Source organism: Streptomyces sp. WZ-12, from assembly GCF_028898845.1.
GTDB lineage: Bacteria > Actinomycetota > Actinomycetes > Streptomycetales > Streptomycetaceae > Streptomyces.
In genome coordinates this window covers 7,300,243-7,320,477 of record NZ_CP118574.1, presented here as the reverse complement: position 1 = coordinate 7,320,477, position 20,235 = coordinate 7,300,243, and the positions used below count along the sequence as shown (strand labels likewise).

Here is a 20,235-nt window from a genome sequence, read left to right as displayed (position 1 = left end):
TGCGGCATGCGGACCATCAAGGGCGATGAGTTTCGACGGGTGTTCCGTCATAACCCTTTCTAAGGGCCGTCAGCCCTCCGCGCAGATCTATCCGCGCCGTTCCGTGCTCCTGGCATGTTGAAGCCCCGGTTCCTTCCGTCACAGGAGGGAGCCGGGGCCGTTGGCGTTTCCGAGCGGCTAGCGGCCGGCCTGTCAGCCTTACAGGGCCGGCCGTGACCCTGACTTCACCTGGCCCACGAACGCCTGCCACGCGAGCGCAGAGAAGGCCAGCGCCGGGCCGTGCGGGTCCTTACTGTCACGGACGGGGACGGCGCCGGGGACATTGGCGGCGACCTCGACGCAGTTACCGCCGTTGCTGCTGTAGGAGGACTTGAACCAGCGGGGGGAGTTGGTCGTCATGGGGTGCCCTTCCGTACCTCATTGATCATGTCCACCGATGCCGTCTGGGACAGAGCTTCGGCCTGCAACTGATGGTAGGCCGTCAACAATGGCAGCACGGCTGCCGTATCGCGCTCCAGGTGCCCCCGCAACTGGGATTCCGCGTACGCGACCGCAGACAGGTCTGACATCGTCAGTAAGTTCATTGGGAGGTTGAACGACCGCCGCGCCCCTATGCCAAAGGGTGACACCTGCAGCACCCAGTTGGGGAGAGAGGCGACTTCGACCAACCGCCGAAACTGAGCTTCCATCACCTCGGCACCGCCGACCGCATGGCGAAGACAACTCTCGTCCATCACCACAAGCACCATAGGGGACCGGGGTCGCACCAACGCGGCTTGCCTCCTCGCGAGGAAGGAAACCCGCCCCTCTGCTTGTTCGGGCGTGATGGCTCCGCGCTGTACGTCACCATCTGCCACCGCCCGCGCGTACTCCGGCGTCTGCAACAGGCCGGGCACCAGTCCGATCTCAAACAGCCTGATCTCTGCCGCCTTACCCTCGTACTTGACGTACTCCGGGAAGCCCTCCAACAAGTTGCCGTGCTTGATCTGCCGGTACTCGCGTTCGAACGAGGCGTCCGTTCCGACCAGCCCAAGCACCGCGTCAACTCCCTTGGAAAAGCGGAGGGTTGGAGGTTTCCGACCATTTTCGACGGCGGAAACGTGCACGCTGGAATAGTCCGTGCGGCTGGCAAGATCCTCTTGGGTCCAGCCGCGCGCTTCCCGCAGGCTGCGTAGACGCGCTCCGTAGGCCGCCTCGGGTGATGCATCCGGGTTCAACTCGTTCTTGTTTATGGCCCGTTCGCCTACCTTCCGTCCATCGGCAACACGTTGAACGCTTCCCAGGTGTGAGCCACGCTGAACCTCCCCGGTAGTGGAAGCGCTACTGAGAGCCAAGGAGGCGAGCATGTGCGCTACCCCCGCAACGGCACGCACGGTCGAAGAGTTGTGCAAGCGCCTGAACGACGCGCTCAAATCGGCCGGATTCCTTGACGGTGAACCAGTCGTCGCCACTCTCAAGAGGGCCAGCGGCGCCCTGGTGGAGAAGGTCGCACCCCCGCCGTTGTCTGACTCGGACACGGAGCGGCTGTGCCGGATCCTGGAGGCGGCCCGGCGATGAGTGAGAAGCCGAAGGAGAAGGGCTCCGCCAAGGACTTGCGCGAGCGGGCCGCCGAGGAGAATCGCCGCTCGTCGTACGGCTCGGACACGGGTAAGAACACCGGCCGGAAGTGGTAGCGCGGTGGCTGCTCCCCTGCCCTTCCCCCACATACTCCCGTCCCAGGGGGCGGGTATCCAGCACCATCAACAAGGAGGTAACGACATGAACGCATGGTGGTTGACGATGGCGACCGGCGGTAACCCGCAGGACGACAGCGACAGCGGCAACAAGCACGGCGGTGGCGGCTCCGACGAGGGTGGCAACACCAACGACGGCCAGGGCCCGGCGGACGGCAAGTGACCGAGCACGAACTCAAGGAGGCGGGCCCCAAGCGGCTCGCCTCCGCGCTCATGGAAAAGGGAGCGCTGACAAGCGATTGGTTGCCCGCCTTCGAGGCGGTGCCCCGTCACCTGTTCGTGCCCGACACGATTTGGCCGGGACAGGCGGGCATGAACCGCCAAGACGACCGCGTGGCCCGGGACGAACAGCCCGACGTATGGTGGGAGGCGGTCTACCGCGACGCACCGATCACCACCCAGTGGGACAACGGGGAGTACACGGGCCCGAAGAAGGGCCGAACCCCGACTAGTTCCAACTCCATGCCGACCATGGTCTTTTCGATGCTGGACGCGCTAAGCGCCGAGGCCGGGCACGAAGTGTTGGAGATCGGCACCGGAACGGGATGGAACGCGAGTCTGCTGTCACACCGGTTGGGCCCCGATCACGTCGTGTCCGTCGAGGTTGACCCGGCGACGGCCGAGGACGCGCGAACGCGCTTGAACCTGGCGGGGTTTCACCCGCTGGTGCATGTCGGCGACGGGGCGGCGGGCTACCCGGAGCGGGCCCCGTTCGACCGCGTGATCGCCACGTGTTCGGTCCGGTCTGTCCCCCCTGCCTGGCGGACGCAGACGCGGCCTGGGGGTGTCATCGTGACCCCGTGGGGCCCGACGTACGGCGGGGAAGCGGTAGCGCGTCTCACGGTCGCCGAGGACGGATCGGCATCCGGCCCGTTCGTAGGCTCGTCGGCGTTCATGCGAATCAGCGCACAGCGCAAGCAACTGCCGCCGACTAGCGCGTACTTGGACGGAGAGGAGTGGCCCGGCACTGGCGCCCGGTCCGAGACCGAGCTCTCCCCGGACAGCGTGGGCGACTGGGTGCACATGTTTGCCATCGGCGTGCAGGTGCCGGACTTGTTCTGTCGCGTCGAGTGGGGCGACGACGGGGCCTACCGACTGTGGCTCATGGACACGGGCGTTACATCGTGGGCAACGGCCGACTACGAGAAGGGCCGCGAGAGGTTCCCGGTCATCCAGTCGGGCCCCCGTCAGCTCTGGGACGAACTAGAGGCCGCGTGGCGCTGGTGGGACAACCAGGGCCGCCCCGGTTTCGAGCGGTTCGGGCTCACCGTGGACGACGACGGCGAGCGGGTGTGGCTCGACTCGCCAGACGACCTGGTACCCGACCGGCCTGTCACCTAGTGACAGCCCCGAAGCCCCGTCCGTGCACTGCCCCCGTGGCGTGCGGGCGGGGCTAGTCGCCGTTCTGGTCGGCCGCGCGCTCGCTGACGAATGACCCCATCCCGGGCGTTGTGATGATTAGCCCCTCTTCGCGCAGCGCCGCAGTCGCCTTGCGGACCGTGGTCCGGGTCACGTCGAACTCGTTCTCTAGTTGAACCTCGGATACCAGGTGCCGCGCTGGGTACTCGCCACTGTCAATGCGTCGGCGCAATACTTCGGCGATCTGGTGCCACTTGGGCCGGGTGGGGTCGAACTCAAACACGCGCGGAACCTACCTATCACCTCCAGTGGCTGCATAGAGACCCCTGTATACACCTGCACATAGACATCTCTATGCATGCTCGCTACCGTCGAACGCGAAAACGCCCCGGAAGACCGGTCCTAAGCGGTCCGCCGGGGCTTAGCCGACACAGCTATCTAGGAGCTGACCGACTCATGCGCGATCGTATCGCCAACGCCCTGGTGTGGATGCTGCGGTTACTGCTGCCCGCCCAAGGACGACACGCAGCAACCCCCACCCCCGAACCGAACACCGAACCCGCACCCGTGAGCCCCTGGTCCCGCCCCTGGACCGGACCGACCAAAGAGGAAGCTGCCGAGTTCTTCCGACAGCAAGCCGAGACCACGCTCGAACTGCACGCGGTCCGTGAGCGGCGGCGCGCCGCAGTGCTCGCCACCATGGGCGCGGACTACCCGTACAGCTATCCCGGTGCCCCGTTCCCCGCGAGCGCGTTCGCCGCTGCCGGGGCGGTGTCCGCATGACCCGCGACGGGATAACCGGCCCGATACCGGACGTGCGCGTCGCACTGTGCATCCGATGCCGCACGCTCACCACCGCCCCCGTTGCCGTGCGCTGGATCGAGAGCAGTTGCGGGCCGGGGACGATCCTCTACGCCTGTCCGACGCACGCCGTAGAACTCGGCGCCGGCCCCACTCCGGATGACGGTGATCCGCACTCGCTGAACGCACGACCCCGCCCCGTCTGGGCTCGTCCCCGGGCGGGGCTCTCTCAGGTCCAACGCAGGAGTACCAGTTTCGAGCTTCGGGAAAGCCAACAACGTGGGGAACAGCCGGCCGCAGGCCCACGGCGGGAAAGCCAACAACGTGGGAAGCCAAGCCAACGCCGCATGGCGGGATCGTCGCCCTTATGGGCAGGCAGGGGCCCTGATAATTTGCCGGCCATGGCTGGCAACGGCGTTCCCGACGCCATTTCGCGTGCCCCCTACCCCCGACGCCCCGACCGCCAACTGCGCCGCGCCCGCTGGGCGATAGCCGCGGTCTTCCTCGTGCACGGCTCGGTCACCGGCAACTTCGCCACCCGCATACCGTGGCTCCAGGACCACACCCAGCTCCCGCCCGGCCAACTCGGTCTGGCCCTGGCCTTCCCCGCGATCGGCGCGTCGCTGGCGATACCGTTGGCCGGCCGGATCACGCACCGCCTCGGCGCCCGCACCGCCCTGCGCGCGCTGCTCGCACTGTGGACGCTCGCCCTGGCCCTGCCCGCCCTCTCCCCCGACCTGTTCGTGCTCTGCGGCGCGCTGCTGGTCTACGGCGCCACCTCGGGCATGGCGGACGTGGCGATGAACGCGCTGGGCGTGGAGACCGAGGACCGGCTGGGCCGGCCGATCATGTCGGGGCTGCACGGGATGTGGAGCGTGGGCGCGCTGCTCGGCTCGGCGGCCGGCACCGTCGCCGCACACACCGGCACCGACGCCCGGCTCCATCTCGCCGGCGCCGCCCTGGTGTTGACCCTGCTCGGCGCGCTCGCCTGCCGAGGCGTGCTGGATCTGCGCAGCGCGCCCGAGGAGCATCCGCCGCCGCGCTTCGCGCTCCCGCCGCGGTCGGCACTGGTCATCGGCGCCATCGGGTTCTGCGCGGTGTTCGCCGAGGGCGCCTCGCTGGACTGGTCGGCGGTCTACCTCCGCGACCGGCTGGGCACCGACGCGGGGCTGGCGGCCGCGTGCACCACCGCGTTCTCCTGCACGATGGCCCTCGCCCGGCTGGCCGGGGACCGGACGGTGGCCCGCTTCGGCCCGGTCCGCACGGTCCGGGCCGGCGGGGTGCTGGCCACCGCCGGCGGGCTGCTGATCGTCACCGCGGGCCGGCCGGTCCAGGCGATGGCCGGCTTCGGCCTGGTGGGGCTGGGGATCGCGGTGGTGGTGCCGCTGGCGTTCGCGGCGGCCGCGCGCAGCGGCCCGGCGCCCAGCCAGGCCATCGCGGGGGTGGCCACCATCACCTACACCTCGGGGCTGATCGCCCCCTCGGCGATCGGCGGCATCGCCCAGGCGACCTCGCTGACCGGGTCGTTCGTGCTGGTGACGACGTTGACCTTCGGACTGGTGGCGGGGGCCCGGGTGCTGCGGATGCCGTCCCGGACGGCCCGCGCGGGCGCCCCGGCCGCCGCCGAGCGCGGCAGCGACCTGGAGCGCTCCTGACCGCGGCGGCTCAGGCCGCGTCGGCGGCCCCGGTGCTCTCCGGGGCCGGCCGCAGCAGGTCCGCGGCGATCGAGCGGGCCCGCTCCGACCACGGGGTGGGGCGCAGCGTCTGCGGGTCGACGCGGACCAGCACGCGGTGGCCGTACGCGTGGGTCTCGGCGCCGTCGGCGGAGCAGATCCGGAAGCCGTAGGTGAGGCCGGTGCGGCCGAGGCGCTCGACCCACAGGTGCGCGGCGTAGTGGCCGGCGCGGGTGAGCGGGCGCTCGTAGGAGACCTTCATCTCCTTGATGACGTTGCACATGTCGCCCGCGGCGGCCCAGTCGCCGTCGAATCCGTAGCCGAAGCCGTGCCAGTACTCGGCCCAGGCCCGCTCGGCCAGCAGCGGGTAGCGGGAGTTGTGGAGCATGCCGAGCGCGTCGAGGTCGTCGAAGTGGACGGTGACGGGGACCAGTTGACCGAAGTCGACGGGTCCGGCGGTCTGGAGGGGTTCGACGCTCACGGGTGGTGCTCCTGGGGTTTACGACGGGGTGATCGGGGCGCGCGGGGCCAGCCGGGCCGGCGCGACGAGCCCGAGCCATCGTAAGCGGCTGCTTAGAATGCTTTTGAAGTCCCCCCGTGAAGAACACCTGAACAACTGGAGCAGTCATGGGCCTCGGCGTGCGCTGGACCGTGCATGGCGACGGGCGCAACCCGGCCCCTGGTGCCGTGGTCAGACCGGACGAGCGGCTGTCGTGGCCGCGCACGATCGGCCTGGGTGCGCAGCACGTCGTCGCGATGTTCGGGGCGAGTTTCGTCGCCCCCGTCCTCATGGGGCTCGACCCCAACCTCGCGATCATGATGTCGGGCGTCGCGACCGTCATCTTCCTGCTGGCCACCCGCGGACGGGTGCCGTCCTACCTCGGCTGCTCGCTCTCCTTCGTCGGGGTCGCGGCCGTCATCCGGGCGCAGGGCGGCACCAGCGCCACGGTCACCGGCGCGGTGCTGGTGGTCGGGGTGGTGCTGTTCCTGATCGGGCTGGCCGTGCAGCGGTTCGGGGCGCGGATCATCCATGCCGCGATGCCGCCGGTGGTGACCGGTGCCGTGGTGATGCTGATCGGCTTCAACCTGGCGCCGGTGACGGCGAGCACGTACTGGCCGCAGGACCAGTGGGTGGCGCTGTTGACCATGCTGTTCACCGGGCTCGCCGTGGTGTGTCTGCGCGGCTTCTGGTCCCGGATCGCGATCTTCCTGGGGCTGGTCTTCGGCTACGCGATCTCCTGGGTCTTCGACCGGGCCTTCGGGATGATCCACTCCGTCAACGGCGCGGGGAAGGTGACCGACCACTGGCGGCTGGACTTCTCCGCGGTCGGCAAGGCCGACTGGATCGGCCTGCCGTCCTTCCACGGGCCCAGCTTCCAGTGGTCGGCGGTCCTGGTGGCGCTGCCGGTCGTGATCGCCCTGGTGGCGGAGAACGCCGGACACGTCAAGGCGGTCGGCGAGATGACCGGCGACCCGCTCGACGACAAGCTGGGCACCGCGATCTCCGCGGACGGTGCGGCCTCGGTCCTCTCCACCGCGCTGGGCGGCCCGCCGAACACCACCTACTCCGAGAACATCGGCGTGATGGCGGCGACCCGGGTCTACTCCACCGCGGCCTACTGGGCGGCGGCCGGCTTCGCGCTGCTCTTCGGACTCTGCCCGAAGTTCGGCGCCGTGGTGGCCGCGATCCCCGGCGGGGTGCTGGGCGGCATCACGGTCATCCTCTACGGCATGATCGGCCTGCTGGGCGCCCAGATCTGGGTGCACAACAAGGTGGACCTGCGCAATCCGCTCAACCTCGTCCCGGTCGCCGCGGGCATCATCATCGGCATCGGCGGCGTCGGCCTGCACCTGACCAACACCTTCCAGCTCAGCGGGATCGCCCTGGGCACCATCGTGGTGCTCACCGGCTACCACGCCCTGAAGGCCCTGGCCCCCGCCCACCTCAAGGAGCAGCGTCCGCTCCTGGACGAGGGCACCTCGGCGTACGACCGGCCGGAGGGGCCGGCGGAACCGGGCGGTCCCCAGAAGCCGTAGCGGCGGGGCCGGCCGGGCGGAAGGAGCCTCAAGACGGCGCGCCGCCCGTTACCCCGATCCGGGCAACTCGCCATGTTCATCCGCATATTTCGGGGCATTTCGCTGTCACGCTGACCGGATGACGACCCTTCAGCAGCACGGCGGTGGCGGCCCGCACCCCGCCACCGCCACGGAGCCCGCCGCCCCGCCGACCGCGGGCGTGGCACACGTACTGGCACGGATGCGGGAGCTGGACCGCACGCTCCCCGCCGACGACGGGGTGGCCGTCTTCAACCGCGTCTACCTGACCGTCACCGAGGCCGTCGCCCAACGGGTGGGCGACGGCGCCTTCGAGGACCCGAAGGCCACCGGCGAACTCGACGTCCAGTTCGCCCACCGCTACCTCACCGCGGTCGACGCCGACGCCACCGGGCTGCGGCCGCCGGCCTGTTGGCGGCCGCTGTTCCACCTGCGCCGCCACCCCCGGATCCGTCCGCTCCAGTTCGCGCTGGCCGGGATCAACGCGCACATCGGTCACGACCTCGCACTGGCCGTCGTGGACACCTGCCGGGCGCTGGAGTGCGAACCGCCCGCCCTGGAGGGCGACTTCGACCGCATCGGCACCGTCCTGACCGACCTGGAGGAGGGCATCCGGGAGACCCTGATGCCCGGCCCCGACCTCCTGGACATCGCCGATCCGCTCACCCACCTCATCGGTTCCTGGAGCCTGGCAAAGGCCCGCGACGGCGCCTGGGCCGCGGCCCGGATGATGTGGGGCGTCCGCCACTTCCCGGAACTGGTCGAGGAGTTCGCCGACCGCCTGGACGCGAGCGTGGGCCTGATCGGGCGCTGCCTGCTGACGCCCCTTGGATAGCCCGGCAGGCGAACGGGAGGGCGGCACGCCGCGCCCCGCGCCGCCGCGTTCCGCTTCCCGGCGGCCCGTCGTAGGGTGCCGGCCATGACCTTGCGACTGGGACTGGGGTTGCCCCAGATGCCGCAGTACGACCCGCGGCGCGACGTGCGGAGCGTGGCCCGCGCCGCGGAGGAGACCGGCTACGACAGCGTGTGGGTCTTCGAGCGGACGGTGTTCCCGCGCGAGCCGCTGGACGGCCTCTACGGCGTGCCGGGCCTGCCCTGGCCCGACTTCTACCGCCACTGCGCCGACCCCCTGGTCACCCTCGCGCTGGCCGCCGCGGTCACCGACCGGGTCCGGCTGGGCAGCAGCGTGTTGGTCTCCGGGCTGCACGCGCCGTTCCCGCTCGCCCGGACGCTGGCGACGCTCGACGCGGCCGGCGGCGGGCGGGTGCTGGCGGGCCTGGGTACCGGCTGGTCGCGGGACGAGTACCGCGCCGCGGGGATCACCGCCTTCCCCGACCGCGGCGCCCAGTTGGACGAGTTGCTGGACGTCTGCGCGGCGGTCTGGGGCCCCGACCCGGTCGGGTACCGGGGCCGTTGGACTCAGATCGGGCCGGCCTCGGTCGGCCCCAAGCCGGCCCGGCCGATCCCGGTCTACCTGGCCGGGAGCAACGGCCGGGCCCTGGAGCGGGTGGCCCGGCGCGCCGACGGCTGGCTACCGGCCCACCTGACCGGCGGCCAACTGGCCCCGCTCATGGGGCGGTTGGCGGAGGCCGTCGAGCGGCACGGCCGCGACGCCGGGGAACTGGACGTCGTCCTGCGGGTCGGGGTGGAGCTGACCGGCGCGCCGCTGCCCGAGGGCGACCGCCGTCCGTACCGCGGCAGCCACGAGCAGGTACTGGCCGACCTCGCCGGGGCGGCCGAAGCCGGTGCCCGGGAGGTGCTGTTGGACCTCCAACAGCACTGCCGGGACGGCGCGGAGCTCACCGACCGGGCCGCCGACCTGCACGCCCGGATCCGGGCGGCCGGGCTGTAGGGCGGCGGCCCGCGGGCGCTCAGTCCTCCGGGAGCTCCACCGGCGCGAGCTCGTCGTAGGCGTCGCCCGGGCCCGGGTTGGCCGCGTCGGTGGAGCCGCCGAGGTGGTGCATCACGCCCCACACCGCGTTCAGCGCGGTCTGCACGGCGCCCTCGGCCCAGCCCGCCGTCCACGAGATGTCGTCGCCGGCGAGGAAGATGCCGCGCTTGTCCTCGGGGAGCAGCTCCTGCATGAAGTGGGTGAACAGGCGCCGCTGGTAGCGGTAGTGGCCGGGCAGGTTGGCCTTGAACGCGCCCATGAAGTACGGCTCGTTCTCCCACGACACGGTCACCGGGTTGCCGATGATGTGCTTGCGGATGTCGACCTTGGGATAGATCTCGCCGAGCGACTTGAGCATGACCTCCATGCGCTCGTTGGCCGACAGCGGCAGCCACTTCAGGCTGTCGTCGCACCAGGTGTAGGAGAGGCAGATGACGGCCGGCTGGTCCGGACCGTTGTCGAGGAGGTAGGTCCCGCGCGTCATGCGGTCGGTGAGCGTCATCGACATGACGTCCCGGCCCGTCTCGTTGCCCTCGTCGTCGACGGCCTTGTCCAGCCAGAACGGCCGGTCCACGGGCACGAAGAGCTTGCTGGACTCCATGTAGTGGGTGCGCTCGATCGCCGTCCAGTGGTCGATCGGGAACAGGTCGTCGTCGCAGTCGATCTTCGACAGCAGCATCCACGACTGGGCGGTGAAGACCACCGCCTTGTAGGAGCGGATGTCGCCGGAGGAGTCGGTGACGGTGATGCGGTTGCCGGCGGTGCGGTGCAGCCGGGTCACGGCCGGGCGGGGCGCGCCGTCGTGCAGCGACGACAGCGAGGTGCCCGGCGCCCAGTGCACGATCTTCTGCGGCTCCCGCTCCCACAGGCGCAGCGGGAGCTGCTGGGAGCCGCCGACGATGCCGCGGTGGTGGTCGTCGGCCTCGGTGTAGACGACGCGGAGGATCTCCAGGATGGAGTTGGGGAAGTCGGTGTCCCAGCCGCCGGTACCGAAGCCGACCTGGCCGAAGATCTCGCGGTGCCGGAAGGACTTGAACGCCTCGGAGTCGCAGAGGAAGCCGTAGAAGGTCTGGTTGTCCAGCTTCTCGACCAGCTTCGCCCAGATCTCGCGGATGCGCGGCACGTCGCGCTCGCGCATCGCCTGGTTCATGTCGGAGAAGTCGGCGCCCTCTTCGAGGCAGGCGTTCCACGCCTCGGCGACCTGGCGGTAGACCGCGGGCAGGTCGTCGACGGTCTCGGCGTAGTGCGACTCGCCCTTGAGGTCGACGACGGTCGAGGGGGTGGCCTCGGCCAGCGGGTTGGGGAACGGGCTGGTCTCAAGGCCCACCAGGTCGATGTAGTGCTGGAGGGCGGTGGAGGACGGCGGGAAGCGCATCGCGCCCAGCTCGCAGTTGAGCCCCTCCGCCGGAATGCCGCAGCCCTCGAATCCGACGGTGCGCAGCCGGCCGCCTATCTGGTCCGCCTCGTAGACGACGGGCTTGAGGCCCATCTTCATCAGCTCGTACGCGGTGACGATGCCGGAGAGGCCGCCGCCGACGATGGCCACCTCGGTGCCGTGTTCGGTCGCCGGGATCTGCCCGAGGCCCGTCGGGTGGGCGAGGAAGTCGTCGTACGCGTAGGGGAAGTCCGGGCCGAACATGGTGATCGGCGGCTGCGCGGTGGTGTGCGGGACGGCGGGGGGCACCGTGGACGTCATCGGGCGGACTCCTTGCGGACGGGCAGGCAGGACGGGCAGGGGGATGCATACGGCGGTATGCGGGCGTTTCGGGCGCACCGTGGGCGCGCGGGGCGGGGTGCGCGCGGGCGCGACGGGTCGGTGGCGGGGCGTGCGCGGTGACGGACCGGGGCGCGGCAGGGCCGGGTGGGGCCGCCGGGTGCGGGACCGGTCAGGTCAGGTCGGTGTAGAGCTCCGGCCTCCGGTCGTGCAGGTAGGGGTTGTTCTCCCGCGATTCCTTGAGGAAGGCGGGGTCGACCGCGGCCTGCACCAGTTGCTCGGCGTGCCCGGCGCGGGCGCGGACCACGCCGTCCGGTCCGGCCAGGCAGCTCAGCCCGATGAACTCGAACTCCCCTTCCGTGCCGACCCGGTTGACGTACGCGATGTACATCTGGCTCTCGAAGGCGCGCACCGGGATCATCTGCTCCGGCACGATCTGGAAGGGGTGCATCTGCGCGGTGGGCACCAGCAGCAGATCGGTGCCGGCCAGCGCGTGCGCCCGGACGTTCTCCGGGAACTCCACGTCGTAGCAGATCAGCAGGCCGATCCGGATTCCGTCCAACTCCGCCTGCACGACCGGGTCTTCGCCGGGGGTGAACCACTCCCGCTCGAAGCAGCCGAAGAGGTGGGTCTTGCGGTAGTTGGCGAGCGGGCTGCCGTCGGGGCCGATCAACTGGACGGAGTTGTGCACCACGCCGTGCTTCTCGGGGGCGCGCTCCGGGTAGCCGTAGAGGACCGCGATGCCGTGTTCGGCGGCGATCCCGGCGATGGTCCGGGCGCTGACGCCGTCGGCCGGCTCGGCCAGGCGGTGCAGGTCGGCGCCGATGGCGTAGCCGGTGAGGAAGAGCTCGGGGCAGACCAGCAGCCGGGCGCCGGTCGCGGCCGCCTCGCGCGCCGCGTCGGCGAGCGCCGCGAGGTTGTGGGCGACGTCGCCGGGCCGTCCCGAACTCTGGAGCAGGGCGGTGTGCAGCGGCGACATGGGACCCCTCGGCGATGGCGGTGCGGGCGGGACGCAATGACGGTACGGGCCGGCGGTGATCCACGACAAGGCTCCAGCGTTGCGCGACGCGGGACGATTCGTTGCGCGTTCAAGGGTTGGCGCGGCGATTCGTTGCACGACCCCTCCGTGCCGGCCGGACGGGACGCCGACGGGTGACTCAGACCACCGTGGCGGCGACCGTCTCGCGCACCACCTCGCGCAGCCAGCGGTGGCCCGGATCGGCCTCCTGCCGCGGGTGCCAGGCCATCGCCATCGGCATCGGCGGGAGGTCCAGCGGGACGGGCAGGGCGCGCAGGCCGAGGCCACGGATCATCGGGGCCGCGGTCCGCTCCGGGGCCAGGCCCACCGCGTCGCTGTCCCGCACCATCATCAGCATGGCCGCCAGGGTCGGGACGGTGGCGATCACCCGACGGCGCAGCCCTCGTTCGGCCAGCGCGGTGTCGAGGGGGCCGGCCAGCCGCCCGCGCCGGGAGAAGCCGAGATGCGGGCCGGCGACCAACCGGCGGGCGGTGAGCGGCTGTTCGGCCAGCGGATGGCCGCCGCGGACGACCGCGACGATCCGGTCCTCGAAGAGCGGCGCCGTCCGCACCTCAGGCTCCGGGCTGTCGATCACGCCCAGCTCCAGGTCGGCCACCCCGTCCCGCAGCAGCGGCAGATCGACGTGGCTCTCGCCGAGGAAGCGCAGCACCACCCCGGGCGCCTCCCGGGCGACCCGGGCGACCAGCGGAGGGCCGAGGATGGTGACCATGACGTCGCTGGCGTTGAGGGTGAAGACCCGGTTCAGCCGGGCCGGGTCGGCGGGCCCGGCCGGACTCAGCACCCCGTGCGCCGCCTCCACCAGCCGCCGCACCTCGGCCTTGATCTCCACCGCCCGCGGGGTCGGCACCATGCGGCGGCCGGCGCGGACCAGGATCGGGTCCCCGACGGTCCGCCGGATCCGGCCGAGCGCGCGGCTCATCGCGGGCCCGGAGAGCCCGAGCCGGTCGGCGGCCGCGGTGACGCTCTCCTCCTCCAACAGGGCGTCCAGGGCGGTCAACAGGTTGAAGTCGATGTTCGCGGTTGGCTCGATCATGGAGTGCACACCTTGCCTTCGGGATCGACAACGGGCGGCCGTAGTGCCCGGCCCATGATCACGTCAGCGCCGCCGGCGGCCGGCGGCATTCCGCACCGAGGCGGTCGCGGCGGACCGTGACGTCCGCGCCGGCGCACCGGACCCGAACTCCACTACACCGCACGGAAGGTGGCCGCCCCGACGCCGCTCCCCCACCCCGCGACGGAACGCCCGTCACCCCCACCCTTGACCTCAAGTCCGCTTGAGGCAGCAGGATCCCCGCATGACCACACACCAGACCACCGCCGCCCGACGCCCCGACGACCGGCGGCTCCAACTCCTCCTCGACCGCGCCGAGATCACCGACCTGCTGGCCCGCCTTCAGCACTCCCTCGACGAGGGCGTCTTCGACGAGGCGTGGGGCCGTGCCTACTACGCCGAGGACGCCACGGCCGAGATGCCGATCGGCACGGTCCGCGGCCGGGACGCCGTGGTGACCCGGATCCGGGAGGGGATGGCGCTCTTCGCCCGGACGATGCACCTGGGCGGCGCCGCCGTCATCGAGGTCGACGGCGACCGGGCCACCGCCCGCGCGCCCCAACTGAGCACCCACGTCCTGGCGGACGGCTCCGGGGCCCTGTTCGTCTCCGGCGGCCACGCCGCCACCGAACTGGTCCGCACCCCGGACGGCTGGCGGATCACCGCCTCCACCCTGCGCATCGCCTGGACCCAGGGCACCCCACCCCGTCTGCCGACGGGAACGGGCCCGGCGGCGGACGCGGCCTAGGTGTATTGCCCTGTGAGGTTGGGGACGCGGCAGGCGGGACTTGTCGCCCCGGGGCCCCTGCCCGGCGGATCAGGGTCGGGAGAGGACCTAGCCCGGCGCCCCCGCCCCGTACCGTCGCAGCAACGGGGAGAGGACCAGCACCGACTTGGTGCGTTCGACGAACGGCTCGCCGGCGATCCGTTCCAGGACCCGCTCGAAGTGCCGCATGTCGGAGGCGAAGACCTGCACCAGGGCGTCCGCCTCACCGGTGACGGTGGAGGCGGACGCCACTTCCGGGTAGCGCGACAGGCCGCGGTGGATCGCCTCGGGCGAGGTGTTGCGGCGGCAGAAGATCTCGATGAACCCCTCGGTCTCCCAGCCGAGGGCGGCCGGGTCGACGCGCACCGTGAAGCCGGTGATCGCGCCGTCCGCCCGCAGCCGGTCCACCCGCCGTTTGACCGCCGGGGCGGACAGCCCGACCTCCTGGCCGATGTCCGCGTAACTGCGGCGGGCGTCCTCGGCGAGGGCGTGGACGATGCGTTCGTCGAGATCGTTCAGTCGCACTGCGGGTGGATCACTTCTCTGCGGTGGCCAATCGGGAGCGGCGCATGCCGTATCCGAAGTAGATCACAAGGCCGACCACCATCCAGACTCCGAAGACCACCCAGGTCACCGGGCCGAGGCTGCCCATCATGTAGAGGCAGAGCAGGAAACCGATCGCCGGGAAGAGCGGCGACAGCGGGGTGCGGAACGCCCGCGGCATGTCCGGCCGGGTCCGCCGCAGCACGATCACTGCCACGTTGACCAGCGCGAACGCGAAGAGCGTGCCGATGCTGGTGGCGTCCGCGAGCTGGCCGAGCGGCACCGCGGCGGCGAGCACGCCGCAGAACAGCGAGACGATCACGGTGTTCACCCGGGGCACGCCGCTCTTGGGGTGAATCTTGGAGAACACCGTGGGCACCAGCCGGTCGCGGGACATCGCGAAGAGGATCCGGGTCTGTCCGTAGAGCACGGTCAGCACGACGCTGGCGATGGCGACGACGGCGCCGAAGGCCAGCATCACCGACCAGTAGCCCTGCCCGGTGACGGTCTTGAGGATCCCGGCGAGCGCGGCCTCCGACCCCTTGAACTCCTGCCAGGGCAGGGCGCCGACCGCGATGGCCGCGACCAGGCAGTACAGGGTGGTGACGATCACCAGCGAGAGCATGATGGCGCGCGGCAGGTCGCGCTGCGGGTTCCGGGCCTCCTCGCCGGCCGTGGAGGCGGCGTCGAAGCCGATGTAGGAGAAGAACAGGGTGGCGCCGGCGGCGCTGACGCCCGCCATGCCCATCGGCATGAAGTTGGCGTAGTTGCCGGACTTCACGCCCTGGATCGCGACGGCGCAGAAGAGCAGCAGCGTGACGATCTTGACGATCACCATGATGGTGTTGGCCCGGGCGCTCTCCTTGGCGCCGCCCAGCAGGAACACCATCGCCAGCAACACCACCAGCAGCGCCGGCAGGTTGAAGTAACCGCCCTGGCCCGGGGGCGCGGAGAGCGCGGCGGGGATGGTGAAGCCCACCGTCCCGCCGAGGAACTCGTTGAGGTACTGGCCCCAGCCGACCGCGACCGCCGCGACCGAGACGCCGTACTCCAGGATCAGGCACCAGCCGCAGACCCAGGCGATCAGTTCGCCGAGGGTGGCGTAGGCGTAGGAGTAGGACGAGCCGGAGACCGGGATGGTGCCGGCCAGTTCGGCGTAGGAGAGCGCGGAGAACAGCGCGGTGATGCCGGCGATGACGAAGGAGAGCACGACCGCGGGGCCGGCGTCCGGGACCGCCTCGCCGAGCACCACGAAGATGCCGGTGCCGAGCGTGGCCCCGATGCTGATCATCGTGAGCTGCCAGACGCCCATCGAGCGGCGGAGGGTGCCCCCTTCGCCCTGGCCGCCCTCGGCGACGAGTCGCTCGACCGGCTTGCGGCGCATCAGACGCGTGCCGAGCCCTCCGGCCGGTGGCCGGGGCGAGCTGCCCCCTGGGGGCGGGGCGGCGCCGTTCTCCAACACTGGGGGCTCCTTCGTCACTGCCGGTCAGATTCGCAGATTCCGGCACATTCCGGTGAGCGGGACCGCAGCGGTCACCCAGGCAGGACGAACCACCCTGTAGCAGGAGACCGCCGAGCAGGCGGTCTCCGCCACTCCACGTACAGCGCATGACCTTACGGCCCCTCGTTGACCTGCCGTAATGCAGGTTCCTTGCGCAACCGCGGTGGATCGTTGCGCGCGGCGGCGAAGGGCGGCGGATCGTTGCGCTCCACCGCAGTCAATCACGCCCGCCGCCGCAGAACGCGACCGGCCCCGCACCAGGTCGGTGCGGGGCCGGTGAGCGGCGGTTGCGTCGGCCCTCGACGGGCCGGCGGGTCAGCTCCAGCTGTTGTGCAGCGGCTTGCCCTCGGCGTAGCCGGCGGCGCTCTGGACGCCGACCACGGCCTTCTCGGCGAACTCCTCGACGGAGGCGGCGCCGGCGTAGGTGCAGGAGCTGCGGACGCCCGCGATGATCGAGTCGATCAGGTCCTCGACGCCGGGCCGGGCCTGGTCGATGAACATCCGGGAGGTGGAGATGCCCTCCTCGAACAGCGCCTTGCGGGCGCGGTCGTAGGCCGACTCCTCGCTGGTGCGGTTGCGCACCGCACGCGCCGAGGCCATCCCGAAGCTCTCCTTGTACGGCCGGCCGTCGGCGGTGTGCTGGAGGTCGCCGGGCGACTCCAGCGTGCCGGCGAACCACGAGCCGATCATGACGTTGGACGCGCCCGCGGCCAGCGCCATGGCCACGTCGCGGGGGTGCCGGACGCCACCGTCGGCCCAGACGTGCTTGCCGTACTTCTTGGCCTCGGCCGCGCACTCCAGGACCGCGGAGAACTGCGGCCGGCCCACGCCCGTCATCATGCGGGTGGTGCACATGGCGCCCGGACCGACGCCGACCTTGATGATGTCCGCACCGGCCTCGATGAGGTCGCGCACGCCGGAGGCGGCGACGATGTTGCCCGCGACGATCGGGACCTGCGGGTCCAGCGCCCGGACCGCCTTGATCGCGCTGATCATCGACTCCTGGTGACCGTGCGCGGTGTCCACCACGAGGGTGTCCACGCCGGCGTCCAGCAGCGCCTTGGCCTTGCCGGCCACGTCGCCGTTGATGCCCACGGCGGCGGCGATCCGCAGCTTGCCGTTGGCGTCGGTGGCGGGGGTGTAGAGGGTGGCGCGCAGCGCGCCCTTGCGGGTCAGGATGCCGACCAGCATGCCGTCCGCGTCGACCGCGGGGGCCAGCTTGCGGTTGGCCGCGTCGAGGCGGTTGAACGCCTCGCGGGGCTCGATGTCGGCGTCCAGGACCAGCAGGTCCTTGGACATGACCTCGGAGACCTGGGTGAAGCGGTCCACCCCGGCCAGGTCGTGCTCGGTGACGACGCCGACCGGCCGGCCGCCCTCGACGACGATGCCCGCGCCGTGCGCCCGCTTGGGCAGCAGCGACAGCGCGTCCGCCACGGTCGAGACCGGGGACAGCACGATCGGCGTGTCCAGCACGAGGTGGCGCTGCTTGACCCAGGTGATGACCTCGGTGACGACATCGATCGGGATGTCCTGGGGGATGACGACCAGACCGCCGCGGCGGGCCACGGTCTCGGCCATGCGGCGACCGGCGATCGCCGTCATGTTGGCGACGACCAGCGGGATGGTCGTGCCGGAGCCGTCGCGCGAGGCGAGGTCCACGGCCTGGCGGGAGCCCACCGCCGAGCGGCCGGGCACCATGAACACGTCGTCGTAGGTCAGGTCGTAGGGCACCGAAGAACTCTCTTCGAGGGCGCCGTTCTTCGGATTGAGGAATCGCATACCGCCAGGATACGGGCCCTGACCAGGACTCATGCGATAGTCCTACGAGCCCGCGAGGCGTGTGTGTGATCCGCCAACGCGCCGTCCGGCCACCGGGCCGCCGCCTCACCCGACGCATCCGTAACGTCGCGGAACGGCGTCCCGGGCGGCCCGGTGCCGGCGGCTACGCGCCCCGCCGGCCGCGCCCACCGGCCATGATCACCACGAGCCCGGTGTCGGTGTCCCGCCAGTACCCGACGGCGTCCGCCACCACCCCCTCGACCACGCCCCACTCCTCCGGGGCTGCGGCCGCGTACTCCTGCCACCCGGTGACGACCAGCAGTCGGCCGCGCGCGGGCGGGCACCAGGACAGATCGGTCAGGCAGTCCGCCAGCGCGTCCCAATTGCCGCCGAAGTAGGCGGGGAAGTCCAGCGCGGCGGCGCACCGGTCCATGAAGGCGGCCTTGTCGACGACCCCGGTGAGGTCGAGCGCGGCCGCGTGCCACCCCGCGTCCCGGGCCGCGGCCAGGGCGTCCGCAACCGGCCGGTCCGCCGGCCACGGCAGCACCCCCGCCGGCGTCCGCCCGTCGAGCACCGAGACCAGCGCCGGGGGCACCTCGGGGGTCACCGGAGCACCGCCTTGAAGGACTTGTAGTGGTCGTCGGTGTAGAAGAACTCGTGTTGCTTGCCGGTGATCAGGCGCCGGGCTCCGCGATTGCGGGCGCCGGGGGTGTCGACCGTGTACTCGTGGTAGTAGCCGCGCGGTTCCTTGGGCAGTTGCTTCTCGTAGTTCCCGAAGACGGTGCCGTCCTTCGGGTACGGGAACGGGCCGCCGGCGTCGATCAGCTTCAGGGTGCGCTGCGCCTCGGCGGGCAGGCTCTTCGCCGGGACGGTCGGGTGGCCCTTCGCCCAGGGCGGTGCGGCGGTGCCGCCGGGCGACCGGCCGTCGGCCGTGGCGCTCGCGGCCGGGTGGTGCGCGCCGGCCGAACTCCCTTTGCCGGCACCGCCGGTGGAGCAGCCGGTGAGGACGAGGAGCAGGGCGGCGAACAGCGCGCCGAGCACGGCGGCGGCCCGGCGCGGAGCGGATTGGATCAGCATGCGCCGATGCTGTCACAGCCGCGCGCGGGCTGCGCGCCGATGGTGGTGCGGGCCCGCTCAGCGCCCGTCGGGGTCCGCCCGGTCCAGCGCGGGCCGCGGGCCGGGGCCGGTCTCCAGCAGCAGGTGGTCGGCGGCCGCGGTGTCCGTGACCAGGCTCGTCACCAGGCCGGAGCGGAGCACCGCGCCGATGGCCGCGGCCTTGCGCCGGCCGCCGGCGATCGCCACCACCTCGGGAATCCGGCGCAGCCGGTCCGCCTCGACGGTGATGCAGCGCTCGCCCAGGTCGCGGCCGATGCGCCGGCCCTCACCGTCGAAGAGGTGCGCGGACATCTCGGCGGCCGCGCCCAGCGAGGCGTAGTGCTCCCGCTCGTCCTCGGACAGCATGTCGTAGACGGTGGAGACGCCCGGCTCCCAGGAGCCGATGGAGACGCAGGCGACGGTGACCTTGTCGAAGTAGTCGAAGGCGCGGGCGATGCCGGTCTGGCCGCGCAGCGCGGCGGCGGTCGCCGAGTCCGGCAGCAGCATCGGCGCGTAGATCGGGTGCGCCTCGCCGCCGGAGACGTCGGCGGCGCGACGGACCGCCTCGACCGAGCCGCGGTCGGCGGTCCCGGCGTCGTAGACCCCGGTCAACTGGACGACGGTGCACGGCGGAAGCTGGTGCAGCGCGGCCGCCATGTGGATCGTCGAACGGCCCCAGGCGAGGCCCAACACATCGCCCTCGGTGACGAGTTCGCCGAGCAGGTCGGCGGCCACCTCACCGAGGTTCTCGGGGTCGGCGGCGTCCTCCGTGGCGTCGGCGGGCGATTCGACGACGACCGCGTGCCGCAGGCCGTACCGGGCGCGCAGGGCATCGGAGCGCTCCGCGTCGAGCTCGGAGGGCACCCGGATCTCGATCCGCACGAGATCGCGCTCCAGGGCCGTCTCCAGAACGCGGGCGACCTTGAAGCGGCTGACGCCGAACTCCTCCGCGATCTGGATCTTGGACTTGCCCTCAAGGTAGAAGCGGCGGGCCATGGCCGCGGCCTGCACCAGCTCGGCAGGGCCCATTCCGGACTGTGGGCGGCTGGCTACCACGAAAATCTCCCCTTTTGCGCATCTGATCGAGTCTTTGCTCATCCTTTCAGAAACCCGAGGTGTACGGGGACCATGACCGGCACGACGGGCATGAACGCTCGGTGGCCGGCAGGTCAACCCCCGCCGCACACCGCGCCGTACGCCCCGGAACCGGGCCCCGCGGGCTTCGCCGACGACTC

The 20,235-nt window shown here is 71.5% G+C and carries 22 protein-coding genes; 9 read left to right on the top strand and 13 right to left on the bottom strand.

The window, feature by feature from the left end; genetic code table 11:
• Nucleotides 1-198 precede the first annotated feature (198 nt).
• Together PV796_RS31980 and PV796_RS31975 are read right to left on the bottom strand one after the other, a co-directional pair.
• Nucleotides 199-399 (bottom strand): DUF397 domain-containing protein, encoded by a 201-nt coding sequence (locus PV796_RS31980; RefSeq protein WP_274917112.1) that lies wholly within the window; start codon nucleotides 397-399, stop codon nucleotides 199-201.
• The gene (locus PV796_RS31975) at nucleotides 396-1,232 is read right to left on the bottom strand and encodes a helix-turn-helix domain-containing protein (RefSeq protein ID WP_274919319.1); all 837 of its coding nucleotides are present in this window, start codon (nucleotides 1,230-1,232) and stop codon (nucleotides 396-398) included. Before PV796_RS31975 ends, PV796_RS31980 begins: the two co-directional genes overlap by 4 nt.
• A gap of 112 nt (nucleotides 1,233-1,344) precedes the next feature.
• Here PV796_RS31975 and PV796_RS31970 point away from each other — a divergent pair, with 112 nt between their 5' ends.
• From PV796_RS31970 to PV796_RS31960, 3 genes are all read left to right on the top strand, one after another.
• Nucleotides 1,345-1,557 carry a hypothetical protein gene (locus PV796_RS31970; RefSeq protein ID WP_274917110.1) on the top strand — a complete coding sequence of 71 codons (213 nt, stop codon included), beginning with the start codon at nucleotides 1,345-1,347 and terminating at the stop codon, nucleotides 1,555-1,557.
• A gap of 201 nt (nucleotides 1,558-1,758) precedes the next feature.
• Nucleotides 1,759-1,896, top strand: coding sequence for a hypothetical protein (locus PV796_RS31965; RefSeq protein ID WP_274917108.1), 138 nt, complete (start codon nucleotides 1,759-1,761; stop codon nucleotides 1,894-1,896).
• The gene (locus PV796_RS31960; protein ID WP_274917107.1) at nucleotides 1,893-3,074 is read left to right on the top strand and encodes a methyltransferase domain-containing protein; all 1,182 of its coding nucleotides are present in this window, start codon (nucleotides 1,893-1,895) and stop codon (nucleotides 3,072-3,074) included. The genes PV796_RS31965 and PV796_RS31960 overlap by 4 nt, the downstream gene beginning before the upstream one ends.
• A gap of 52 nt (nucleotides 3,075-3,126) precedes the next feature.
• On the opposite strand, the gene PV796_RS31955 is transcribed toward PV796_RS31960, so the two are convergent.
• Nucleotides 3,127-3,375 carry a GntR family transcriptional regulator gene (locus PV796_RS31955; protein WP_274917106.1) on the bottom strand — a complete coding sequence of 83 codons (249 nt, stop codon included), beginning with the start codon at nucleotides 3,373-3,375 and terminating at the stop codon, nucleotides 3,127-3,129.
• A 173-nt stretch (nucleotides 3,376-3,548) separates the two neighbouring features.
• Between PV796_RS31955 and PV796_RS31950 the strand changes: the two genes are divergently transcribed.
• Both PV796_RS31950 and PV796_RS31945 read left to right on the top strand, forming a co-directional pair.
• The gene (locus PV796_RS31950) at nucleotides 3,549-3,875 is read left to right on the top strand and encodes a hypothetical protein (RefSeq protein ID WP_274917104.1); all 327 of its coding nucleotides are present in this window, start codon (nucleotides 3,549-3,551) and stop codon (nucleotides 3,873-3,875) included.
• 419 nt (nucleotides 3,876-4,294) lie between these two features.
• Nucleotides 4,295-5,548, top strand: a complete 1,254-nt coding sequence (locus PV796_RS31945; RefSeq protein WP_274917103.1) for an MFS transporter — start codon at nucleotides 4,295-4,297, stop codon at nucleotides 5,546-5,548.
• Nucleotides 5,549-5,558: 10 nt separating this feature from the next.
• Here PV796_RS31945 and PV796_RS31940 read toward each other — a convergent pair whose 3' ends face one another.
• The gene (locus tag PV796_RS31940; RefSeq protein WP_274917102.1) at nucleotides 5,559-6,047 is read right to left on the bottom strand and encodes an acyl-CoA thioesterase; all 489 of its coding nucleotides are present in this window, start codon (nucleotides 6,045-6,047) and stop codon (nucleotides 5,559-5,561) included.
• A 146-nt stretch (nucleotides 6,048-6,193) separates the two neighbouring features.
• Here PV796_RS31940 and PV796_RS31935 point away from each other — a divergent pair, with 146 nt between their 5' ends.
• From PV796_RS31935 to PV796_RS31925, 3 genes are all read left to right on the top strand, one after another.
• The gene (locus PV796_RS31935) at nucleotides 6,194-7,603 is read left to right on the top strand and encodes a uracil-xanthine permease family protein (protein ID WP_274917101.1); all 1,410 of its coding nucleotides are present in this window, start codon (nucleotides 6,194-6,196) and stop codon (nucleotides 7,601-7,603) included.
• 199 nt (nucleotides 7,604-7,802) lie between these two features.
• Nucleotides 7,803-8,456, top strand: coding sequence for a DUF5995 family protein (locus PV796_RS31930; protein WP_274919318.1), 654 nt, complete (start codon nucleotides 7,803-7,805; stop codon nucleotides 8,454-8,456).
• An 84-nt stretch (nucleotides 8,457-8,540) separates the two neighbouring features.
• On the top strand, nucleotides 8,541-9,473 hold the full coding sequence (locus tag PV796_RS31925) for a TIGR03619 family F420-dependent LLM class oxidoreductase (protein WP_274917100.1): 933 nt from the start codon (nucleotides 8,541-8,543) through the stop codon (nucleotides 9,471-9,473).
• A gap of 19 nt (nucleotides 9,474-9,492) precedes the next feature.
• On the opposite strand, the gene PV796_RS31920 is transcribed toward PV796_RS31925, so the two are convergent.
• From PV796_RS31920 to PV796_RS31910, 3 genes are all read right to left on the bottom strand, one after another.
• Nucleotides 9,493-11,208 carry a flavin monoamine oxidase family protein gene (locus tag PV796_RS31920; RefSeq protein ID WP_274917099.1) on the bottom strand — a complete coding sequence of 572 codons (1,716 nt, stop codon included), beginning with the start codon at nucleotides 11,206-11,208 and terminating at the stop codon, nucleotides 9,493-9,495.
• Between the two features lie 190 nt (nucleotides 11,209-11,398).
• Complete coding sequence (locus PV796_RS31915; RefSeq protein ID WP_274917098.1) at nucleotides 11,399-12,205, bottom strand: carbon-nitrogen hydrolase family protein; 807 nt, start codon at nucleotides 12,203-12,205, stop codon at nucleotides 11,399-11,401.
• 178 nt (nucleotides 12,206-12,383) lie between these two features.
• Complete coding sequence (locus PV796_RS31910) at nucleotides 12,384-13,298, bottom strand: LysR family transcriptional regulator (protein ID WP_274917097.1); 915 nt, start codon at nucleotides 13,296-13,298, stop codon at nucleotides 12,384-12,386.
• 262 nt (nucleotides 13,299-13,560) lie between these two features.
• Between PV796_RS31910 and PV796_RS31905 the strand changes: the two genes are divergently transcribed.
• Nucleotides 13,561-14,064: a nuclear transport factor 2 family protein gene (locus tag PV796_RS31905; protein ID WP_274917096.1), complete on the top strand. Its 504-nt coding sequence runs from the start codon at nucleotides 13,561-13,563 to the stop codon at nucleotides 14,062-14,064.
• An 87-nt stretch (nucleotides 14,065-14,151) separates the two neighbouring features.
• On the opposite strand, the gene PV796_RS31900 is transcribed toward PV796_RS31905, so the two are convergent.
• The 6 genes from PV796_RS31900 to PV796_RS31875 all read right to left on the bottom strand — a co-directional run bounded on the left by PV796_RS31900 (nucleotide 14,152) and on the right by PV796_RS31875 (nucleotide 20,029).
• Nucleotides 14,152-14,607: an Lrp/AsnC family transcriptional regulator gene (locus tag PV796_RS31900; RefSeq protein ID WP_274917095.1), complete on the bottom strand. Its 456-nt coding sequence runs from the start codon at nucleotides 14,605-14,607 to the stop codon at nucleotides 14,152-14,154.
• Between the two features lie 10 nt (nucleotides 14,608-14,617).
• Nucleotides 14,618-16,087, bottom strand: a complete 1,470-nt coding sequence (locus tag PV796_RS31895; protein ID WP_274917093.1) for an amino acid permease — start codon at nucleotides 16,085-16,087, stop codon at nucleotides 14,618-14,620.
• A 354-nt stretch (nucleotides 16,088-16,441) separates the two neighbouring features.
• Nucleotides 16,442-17,905, bottom strand: coding sequence for a GuaB1 family IMP dehydrogenase-related protein (locus PV796_RS31890; protein ID WP_274917091.1), 1,464 nt, complete (start codon nucleotides 17,903-17,905; stop codon nucleotides 16,442-16,444).
• 163 nt (nucleotides 17,906-18,068) lie between these two features.
• Nucleotides 18,069-18,512: a barstar family protein gene (locus PV796_RS31885; RefSeq protein WP_274917089.1), complete on the bottom strand. Its 444-nt coding sequence runs from the start codon at nucleotides 18,510-18,512 to the stop codon at nucleotides 18,069-18,071.
• Nucleotides 18,509-18,982, bottom strand: coding sequence for a ribonuclease domain-containing protein (locus PV796_RS31880; protein WP_274917088.1), 474 nt, complete (start codon nucleotides 18,980-18,982; stop codon nucleotides 18,509-18,511). Before PV796_RS31880 ends, PV796_RS31885 begins: the two co-directional genes overlap by 4 nt.
• 57 nt (nucleotides 18,983-19,039) lie before the next feature.
• Nucleotides 19,040-20,029: a sugar-binding transcriptional regulator gene (locus tag PV796_RS31875; RefSeq protein WP_274917087.1), complete on the bottom strand. Its 990-nt coding sequence runs from the start codon at nucleotides 20,027-20,029 to the stop codon at nucleotides 19,040-19,042.
• Nucleotides 20,030-20,235 lie beyond the last annotated feature (206 nt).

Excerpts from the sequence above, each read along its gene's own strand:
- PV796_RS31980 (WP_274917112.1), bottom strand. The coding sequence starts at position 399 with ATGACGACCAACTCCCCCCGCTGGTTCAAGTCCTCCTACAGCAGCAAC.
- PV796_RS31970 (WP_274917110.1), top strand. The coding sequence starts at position 1,345 with ATGTGCGCTACCCCCGCAACGGCACGCACGGTCGAAGAGTTGTGCAAG.
- PV796_RS31965 (WP_274917108.1), top strand. The coding sequence starts at position 1,759 with ATGAACGCATGGTGGTTGACGATGGCGACCGGCGGTAACCCGCAGGAC.
- PV796_RS31950 (WP_274917104.1), top strand. The coding sequence starts at position 3,549 with ATGCGCGATCGTATCGCCAACGCCCTGGTGTGGATGCTGCGGTTACTG.
- PV796_RS31945 (WP_274917103.1), top strand. The coding sequence starts at position 4,295 with ATGGCTGGCAACGGCGTTCCCGACGCCATTTCGCGTGCCCCCTACCCC.
- PV796_RS31935 (WP_274917101.1), top strand. The coding sequence starts at position 6,194 with ATGGGCCTCGGCGTGCGCTGGACCGTGCATGGCGACGGGCGCAACCCG.
- PV796_RS31925 (WP_274917100.1), top strand. The coding sequence starts at position 8,541 with ATGACCTTGCGACTGGGACTGGGGTTGCCCCAGATGCCGCAGTACGAC.
- PV796_RS31920 (WP_274917099.1), bottom strand. The coding sequence starts at position 11,208 with ATGACGTCCACGGTGCCCCCCGCCGTCCCGCACACCACCGCGCAGCCG.
- PV796_RS31915 (WP_274917098.1), bottom strand. The coding sequence starts at position 12,205 with ATGTCGCCGCTGCACACCGCCCTGCTCCAGAGTTCGGGACGGCCCGGC.
- PV796_RS31910 (WP_274917097.1), bottom strand. The coding sequence starts at position 13,298 with ATGATCGAGCCAACCGCGAACATCGACTTCAACCTGTTGACCGCCCTG.
- PV796_RS31905 (WP_274917096.1), top strand. The coding sequence starts at position 13,561 with ATGACCACACACCAGACCACCGCCGCCCGACGCCCCGACGACCGGCGG.
- PV796_RS31890 (WP_274917091.1), bottom strand. The coding sequence starts at position 17,905 with ATGCGATTCCTCAATCCGAAGAACGGCGCCCTCGAAGAGAGTTCTTCG.
- PV796_RS31880 (WP_274917088.1), bottom strand. The coding sequence starts at position 18,982 with ATGCTGATCCAATCCGCTCCGCGCCGGGCCGCCGCCGTGCTCGGCGCG.
- PV796_RS31875 (WP_274917087.1), bottom strand. The coding sequence starts at position 20,029 with ATGGGCCCTGCCGAGCTGGTGCAGGCCGCGGCCATGGCCCGCCGCTTC.